Annotated in this window: 7 protein-coding genes; 4 read left to right on the top strand and 3 right to left on the bottom strand. The window is 66.2% G+C overall.

Translation table 11 applies throughout. The annotated features are described in order from the left end of the window. Nucleotides 1-545, top strand: a 545-nt coding sequence (locus K336_RS15540; RefSeq protein ID WP_043150660.1) for an IS3 family transposase, incomplete at its 5' end; no start/stop codon positions are given. A gap of 46 nt (nucleotides 546-591) precedes the next feature. Here K336_RS15540 and K336_RS15535 read toward each other — a convergent pair. The 3 genes from K336_RS15535 to K336_RS0108850 form a co-directional block, all read right to left on the bottom strand. Next, nucleotides 592-1,689, bottom strand: a complete 1,098-nt coding sequence (locus K336_RS15535; RefSeq protein ID WP_081660724.1) for an MBL fold metallo-hydrolase — start codon at nucleotides 1,687-1,689, stop codon at nucleotides 592-594. 15 nt (nucleotides 1,690-1,704) lie between these two features. After that, nucleotides 1,705-2,616 (bottom strand): DeoR/GlpR family DNA-binding transcription regulator, encoded by a 912-nt coding sequence (locus K336_RS15530; protein WP_211223480.1) that lies wholly within the window; start codon nucleotides 2,614-2,616, stop codon nucleotides 1,705-1,707. Between the two features lie 133 nt (nucleotides 2,617-2,749). Next, the gene (locus K336_RS0108850) at nucleotides 2,750-3,241 is read right to left on the bottom strand and encodes a DUF1097 family protein (protein WP_123825921.1); all 492 of its coding nucleotides are present in this window, start codon (nucleotides 3,239-3,241) and stop codon (nucleotides 2,750-2,752) included. A gap of 300 nt (nucleotides 3,242-3,541) precedes the next feature. Between K336_RS0108850 and K336_RS15525 the strand changes: the two genes are divergently transcribed. Genes K336_RS15525 through K336_RS0108835 form a run of 3 tightly spaced genes read left to right on the top strand, consistent with a single transcriptional unit; the run spans nucleotide 3,542 to nucleotide 6,663 of the window. Next, on the top strand, nucleotides 3,542-4,891 hold the full coding sequence (locus K336_RS15525; protein WP_314710016.1) for a RuBisCO large subunit C-terminal-like domain-containing protein: 1,350 nt from the start codon (nucleotides 3,542-3,544) through the stop codon (nucleotides 4,889-4,891). Continuing rightward, nucleotides 4,792-5,796, top strand: a complete 1,005-nt coding sequence (locus K336_RS0108840) for an amidohydrolase family protein (protein WP_081660723.1) — start codon at nucleotides 4,792-4,794, stop codon at nucleotides 5,794-5,796. Before K336_RS15525 ends, K336_RS0108840 begins: the two co-directional genes overlap by 100 nt. Nucleotides 5,797-5,829: 33 nt before the next feature. Further along, nucleotides 5,830-6,663 (top strand): phosphoenolpyruvate hydrolase family protein, encoded by an 834-nt coding sequence (locus tag K336_RS0108835; protein WP_028706834.1) that lies wholly within the window; start codon nucleotides 5,830-5,832, stop codon nucleotides 6,661-6,663. The last annotated feature ends 16 nt before the right edge of the window (nucleotides 6,664-6,679 follow it).

The following is a 6,679-nucleotide window of genomic DNA, read 5'->3' as shown; positions in this document are numbered from 1 at the left end:
TGCGCCGAGACGTCACCGCCACCGCGCCCGGAATGAGACGGGTGGGCGACATCACGTATATTCCAACCTGGCAGGGATTCGCCTACCTGGCGGTCGTCATGGATTGTTTCTCGAAAAAGATCATCGGGCACGCGATCGCCGGTCACATGCGCACCGGACTCGTCACCGAGGCCTTGGCCATGGCCGTGCGGAACTGTCCACCGATCCGTGGTGTCACGGTCTTTCACTCGGATCGAGGAGCTCAATACACGTCGGCCGAATACACGAAATTCATGACCGACCGCGGGATTCTCCCGTCCGTCGGGCGGGCCGGTAGCTGCTGTGGCAGTGCCGTCGCTGAGTCATTCAACGCGATCTTGAAGAAGGAACTCGTGAACCGTGAGGTCTACTTGACCCGGGACCATGCGATCCGGGACGTGACAGCCTGGATCGAGTTACGATGCGATCACAAACGTCTCCGCTCGGCGATCGATTACCAGACCCCGACCGAGTCGACACCGGATGGAGACAACAACACAAGGCAGCAGCCTAAAACCAACCATTAACCACTGTCTGAAAAACCTATATCACTCCACGGCACCCTCCGCCAAATCACCGACCAGAAGGTCGTCGGACCCTCAGACGTGGGGGGCGTTCTTCCTGAACCGGCACCACGTCCAGATCCTCACCGACGATCACTTGTCCGTCGAAACCCGTGACAGCGTCCCGCCAGGCATCCGCCGGCAGGTCCCCGGGCACCAGATGGGTGAGTACCAGGGTCGGCACGCCGGCCCGGGCGGCGATGTCCCCGACCGCTCTCACCGACGTGTGCTTCGCGAAGACGTGGTCGAGCGACTGCTGCTGCGCCGCATCGTAGGGCGGCGCACCGAATCTCGATGCGGCGAAGTGCGGGCTGATCGCTTCGTGGACGAGGACGTCCGCGCCGACGGCGAGTTCCACCAGCGCATCGCAGGGCCCGGTGTCGCCACTGATGACGACGGCTCCCCCGTCGAAGTCGAACCGGTATGCGTACGCCGGAGCCATGTCGCCGTGCTCGACGAGAGTCGCCGACACCCGGACGTTCGCGTCCTCCAGTACCGGTGCGGAGCCGGCGGTCGTCTCATCCCTGCCTGGAACGGGAACCTCCCGGACTCGGACGAGATCCTCGAGGGGCGGACGGCCCGCGCCGAGAACCCGGTCGATCGTGTCCGCCCGGAAAGCATGCACCAGTCCCTTGACGAGGGACGCAGTTCCGGGGCGTACGGCGCCCCCGGTGGCGATGCCGGCTCGTCGCCCCGCGTATGCCCGGGTGGACAGGGGCAGCGGTCCCGGCCCGATCAACGGAACCGGTTCGGGCGGCCATCCCTGTTCGCGGCCCCAGTGCAGGAGACACGGGAGGTCGACGATGTGGTCCGAGTGGAGGTGGGTGATGAGCAGCGCTCCGAGATCGCGGAGGACGGAACCGCGGCCGCGCCCCAGCGGATCCGCGATGGTGAGCTGTCGGGCCGACCCCGCCCCCTGATCGACGACGTAGATGCGATCGCCGACGACGACGGCCGTCGAGATGCCGTGACGAGTGGGACGACCATCGGCCCGCGGCGACCATGTGGTGGTTCCGCCCGCGGTGCCGAGCAGGACCACGCGGGGTCGTCGACCGCGATCGCACGAGGCGGTGCACGAGGACGGCGCCCGGCTGCTGCTGGCGTTCACGAGTCATCTCCTGCTCTAGACGGCTGCACCTTCGCCGTCGTACTTCTTGGGGCTGCTGCGAACCGGCGCGACCCGCACCTCGACCCCGGCCCGAAGCAGCATGCCGATCTCGTCCGAGGTGGTTCCCGAGTCCACGATCGCGAGGTCGAAACTGTCCACACTGCACATCGCATGCAGCGCGCGGCGCCGGAACTTGGTGTGATCCGCCACCAGGACGCGCGTGGAGGCGCATTCCAGCATCGCCTTCTTCACGAGGACCAGCTCCGGGTTCTGGTGGTAGCACGCTCCGTTGGTGATCGCCGGCGTGGACATGAAGTAGATGTCGGTACTCATCTGACTCAGCGCGGAGAGGGCGACCGCCCCCTTGTAGGCATCGCACAACTGGTAGTATTCGCCCCCGGTCGAGATGAGGGAGATGCTGGGCCTTCCCTTCAGCTCCTTGATCACGCGCCCGAAGTTCGTGATCACCGTCAGAGGGGCCTTCTGCGGCAGCATCCTGGCGAGGTGGAGACCCGTTGTGGAGTCGTCGAGGACGATGGCCTGCCCCGGCTCGACGAGCTCGAGGGCGTATCGGGCAATGGCGTCCTTCTCCGCGACGGACTGCCGTATGCGATAGTCGGTCGATGCCTCGAACAGGCTCGAGGACACGGAGGTCACGGAGCCGCGCGACTTCCGCAGGATCCCGCGCGCCTCGAGGGCATCCAGGTCCCGGTGGATGGTCATGCGGGAAACGCCGAAGTGGCTGACGATGTCCTTGATCTTGACGGAGCCGGAGGACAGCACCAACTCCGTGATGGCATCCTGCCGGTCGACCTGCTTGAGCGAGGGGGCCTGCTCGGGACGCCCGTCATCAGTCGTTCCGACGGGATCCCCCGTCGGGACGTCCCGAGGCGTCGCGACCGATTCGTTCTCGTCCATCATGCCCATTCACGCTCTCCTCACGACCGCGGCGGCACGCCACCGCACACCCATTGTCGCTCATGGGCGAATGCGTGGCGTGACGGTCCTCACACGCGTGAGCACCGTCACGCCACGCATCGGCGGTCCTTCTCACTCCTGCTCAGGCGGCCCGTTCAGCGCCACGTTGACCCAGCCGACGGCCGAGCCCAGCAGGCATGACAGGACCGACACGATCACGGCGCCGCAGAGAAGGGCGTAGGGGTTGTCCGAGGTCCGACGTAGCCGGCCCCTGCCCGGTGAAGATGCAGGCGAGGGTGATGGCGATCCCCTGGAAACAGGCCGGCGTCCCGTCGCGCAGCACACGGACGAACCGCATGATGTGGACGGCGATGCCGAAGCCCGCGGAGTAGGCCACGGCGACCGCGAGGTCTCCGGCGGTCACGAGCTCCGCCGTGCCGAAGGGATCGGCGAGCGCCATCGCGAACGACTGGACGATGCCGGCCGCGAGTGCCCCGATGGTGAACGCGGGGATGAGCTGGCGCAGTCCGGCGAGCTTGCCCCCGAACACGAAGCACTCGCCCCACACGACGAACGCCACTCGGAGAGGAAGGTCGTAGTCCCCCAGCCACAGCCCGAACGGAAGACTGAACATCACCGCGAGGGGTACGGCCAGCCATTCGGCATTCGCTCCGTCGTTCCCACTCCACTCAACTCCTTCGTCGATGCTTGAATGACGCACGATGCATCATGTTACAAGTGTGGTCCATCATGCGTGGAATGTCAACTTATAAAAGATACATCACCGTCCGGGTAGAGTCGGGCTTCCGCGAGGTTCGTGCCTGTTTGCCTGGATGGATGTGCAGAACACTGTGGTTGACCTGGGCATTTGTCTCGTCACGAATGAACGTTGTATAGTTCAGAGTGTTAGGATTTGGCTGGAGGGTGACGACCGATGCTGTGTGGTCGACGACCGGGAAGCGAGGGTGACATGGGGTGGGTGGTTGCTGAAGCGGCTCGTCGGACGGGCGGGCGCTTCGTCCTTCCTGCGCAGGCGAGGAGCGAGCACGATGTGCTCGCCACGTACTGTCTCGTCGCTCCACGCGGCGTGGACGTGGTGCCGCTCGCCCAGCGATTCGCCGTCGGACAGAGCCTCGGGACGTGGGTGGAGGTCCCGGGCGCGACCGATGAGATGCGCCGACTGTACGAGGGCCGGGTCGCCTCCATCGTCGCCGTGCCGGCCGCGGATCTCACCTACCAGCTTCCCGACGAGGTGTCTTACCTGATCCAGATCGCGATCCCCGTCGCGAATCTCGGTTCTGACCTCGCCCAACTCATCACGACGTTCTTGGGCAATGATGCTTCGACCTCCATCCGGGCGAAGCTGGTGGACCTCGAGCTCCCTCCGGAGTTGGTGGACGCCTGCGGCGGCCCCCGCTTCGGCACGGCTGGGATCCGCGAGCTCACGGGCGTGTTCGACCGCCCACTCGTCCTGAACATGATCAAGCCCTGCACCGGGCTCAGTCCTGACGCCGGGGCGGCGGTCTTCTACGAGACGGCGCTCGGTGGTCCCGACATGATCAAGGACGACGAACTGCTCGGGAGCACCGACTTCTCGCCGCTGGTCGAACGTGTGACCGCCTTCACGCGTGCTGCGGAGAGGGCCGCGGAGGTGACCGGCCGGCAGACGCTCTACATTCCGAACGTCACCGCGCAGGGGACCGTACTGCTGGACAATGCTCGTCGGGCCGTGGATGCCGGTGCGCGGGCGGTGATGGTCGCCTACGGCTCTGTCGGCCTGGGAATGCTTGCTGAACTTTCGCGGACGGTGGGAGTCCCGGTGCTGGGCCACTACGCGGGCTCGGGAATGTGGTCGGAGGGCGCTCGGTCCGGGATGACCGCCGGCCTCGCCGCGGGTTTCTTCCCGCGGCTCTGCGGGGCGGATCTCGCAGTGGTGAACACCCCGTACGGGGGGTACTCCATGACGCGCTCGAGTTACCTCGAGGTCGTGAACAGGCTCTCCCTGCCCATGGATGGGCTCAGGCCCACGATGCCCGTCGTGGGAGGCGGGGTTCATGCGGGTGTGGTCGAGCTTTATCTTTCGGAGCTCGGCCCTGATGTCGTGCTCGCCCCCGGAGGCGGGGTCCAGGGTCATCCCGATGGCCCCGCGGCGGGAGTCCGTTCCATTCTGCGGGCCATCGAGGCATGGCAGGCGAACATCCCGACCGACGAGTACGCCGCAGGCTTCCCGGAACTGGCGGCGGCGCTGGCAGCCTTCGGGTACCGGAAGGAAGGCGGAATCTGATGCGCGTCGATGTGCACACCCACATGTGGGCCGGTGAGGGCGTTCCCATGTTCCTGCGCTCCTACGCGGACGGGCGCGGTGCGGGCAGTGGTGTCGATTCCGGTGCCGCACGCCTTCTCGAGTCGATGAACGAGAACGGCATCGGTGCGGCTGTGACCGTGGCGCTCGCCCACAGCCGCGACATGGGGTCGGACGAGCTCGACCGCATCAACCAGTACGTGTCCGAACAGGTGGCGCTGGCACCCGACCGGCTGATCGGATTCTGCGCGGTCGATCCCCGGGCGGACGACCCCGTGGGCGACCTCCGTGCCGAGATAGAGGAGCGCGGTGCGCGCGGGCTGAAGCTGCACGGGTCCATGCAGCAGATCGCGGTCGACGATCCGCTGCTCTGGCCGATCTACGAGACCATGCAGGAGTACCGGCTCCCCGTCCTGCACCATGCGGGTGACATCGGGGTCCTTCCCTGCCGTGACGGCTTCACGCGGGCGACCCGGTTCGACGAGATCGGATGCTCCTTCCCCGAACTCCCGGTGATCCTCGGACACGCCGGACGAATCGATTTCAGCACGGTCGCGGGACTGCTGCGGAAGCACAGGAACTTCTATGTCGACGTGAGTTCGCTGATCGGGCGCGACCCCGGCTCCCGCTCGTTCCAGCTTCGCCAGCTCCTCGAGCTCACGAAGTCGTGGGCGGGCTCGACGGGACAGGTGCTGCTCGGGTCCGACTTCCCGCTCTACTCGCAGGACACGACCCTCGCCGTCATCGACGAACTCGTCGAACTGGTCGGGGACGCCCCGGCCGGATCGACCCCGCTCGTCGTCGAGGACGTCGTCGCGGTTCGTGACCGGAACGCCGCCACATTCTTGTCCGACCTCGGGATCCTGCCTGGTCCCGGGTCGGGCTGAAACCCATCCGCCAGTGACTCGAAGGAGAGGGAAATGGCACAGGTGTACACGGCGACCGAAGTGGTCGCACGCCTCCGGAAGGAGATCTCCGGGGGCAGGCCGCTCTTCGTCCCCAACTGCGGCTCGGGTCTGACGGCCAAGCTGCAGGAGATGGGCGGCTCGGACATGATCGTCATCTCAGGAACGAGCTACTGGCGGTTGAAGGGTCAGGGCTCCTTGGCCGCGCTCATGCCCAACTCCGACGTCAACCAGGTGATCTTCGATCTCGCGCCGGAAATCGTCGCGAACATCGAGGACACGCCCATTCTCTCGTTGTCGGGGGCGTTCAATCCCCTGCTCCCCCACAGGGACCACCTGCGACGGTTGCGCGATGCCGGGATCAGCGGGATCAACCCCTTCATGATCATGATCTACGGCGATGCCACCGTGCAGCAGATGGACAAGATCGGGATCGGGTGGAGGCGCGAGGTCGAGTTCGTCGAGGCCGCTGCCGAGGAGGACATGTTCGCGCTCGCCTATGCGTTCAACCCCGATGAGGCCAGGATCATGGCCGAGGCGGGCGCCCATGCGATCGCCACGCACTTCGGTTCCACCGTGGGCGGCGTGACGGGCGCGAAGTCCGAGGTGACGCTCGAGGAGGCGACGGAACGCAGCCAGGAGATGTTCGAGGCCGCGTTGGCCGTGAACCCGGACGTGATCCTGTTCGCCCATGGCGGCCCGATCGAGGGGCCGGAGGAGGCCGCGCACGTCATGCGGAACACGGCTGCTCACGGATTCATCGGAGGGTCCGCGGCGGAGCGCGTTCCGATCGAGAAGGCGATCCTCGCGATCACCGAGGAGTACAAGCGGGCTCTTCAGATCCACTGAGCCACGACCAGCAGGA

The sequence above is a fragment of the Propionibacterium acidifaciens DSM 21887 genome (assembly GCF_000426605.1).
Classification (GTDB): Bacteria; Actinomycetota; Actinomycetes; order Propionibacteriales; family Propionibacteriaceae; genus Propionibacterium; species Propionibacterium acidifaciens.
Note: the sequence above shows the minus strand (reverse complement) of the source record. Positions and strands in the feature narration are given on the sequence as shown.

Excerpts from the sequence above, each read along its gene's own strand:
- K336_RS15530 (WP_211223480.1), bottom strand. The coding sequence starts at position 2,616 with ATGGGCATGATGGACGAGAACGAATCGGTCGCGACGCCTCGGGACGTC.
- K336_RS0108850 (WP_123825921.1), bottom strand. The coding sequence starts at position 3,241 with ATGTTCAGTCTTCCGTTCGGGCTGTGGCTGGGGGACTACGACCTTCCT.
- K336_RS15525 (WP_314710016.1), top strand. The coding sequence starts at position 3,542 with ATGCTGTGTGGTCGACGACCGGGAAGCGAGGGTGACATGGGGTGGGTG.
- K336_RS0108840 (WP_081660723.1), top strand. The coding sequence starts at position 4,792 with ATGGCAGGCGAACATCCCGACCGACGAGTACGCCGCAGGCTTCCCGGA.
- K336_RS0108835 (WP_028706834.1), top strand. The coding sequence starts at position 5,830 with ATGGCACAGGTGTACACGGCGACCGAAGTGGTCGCACGCCTCCGGAAG.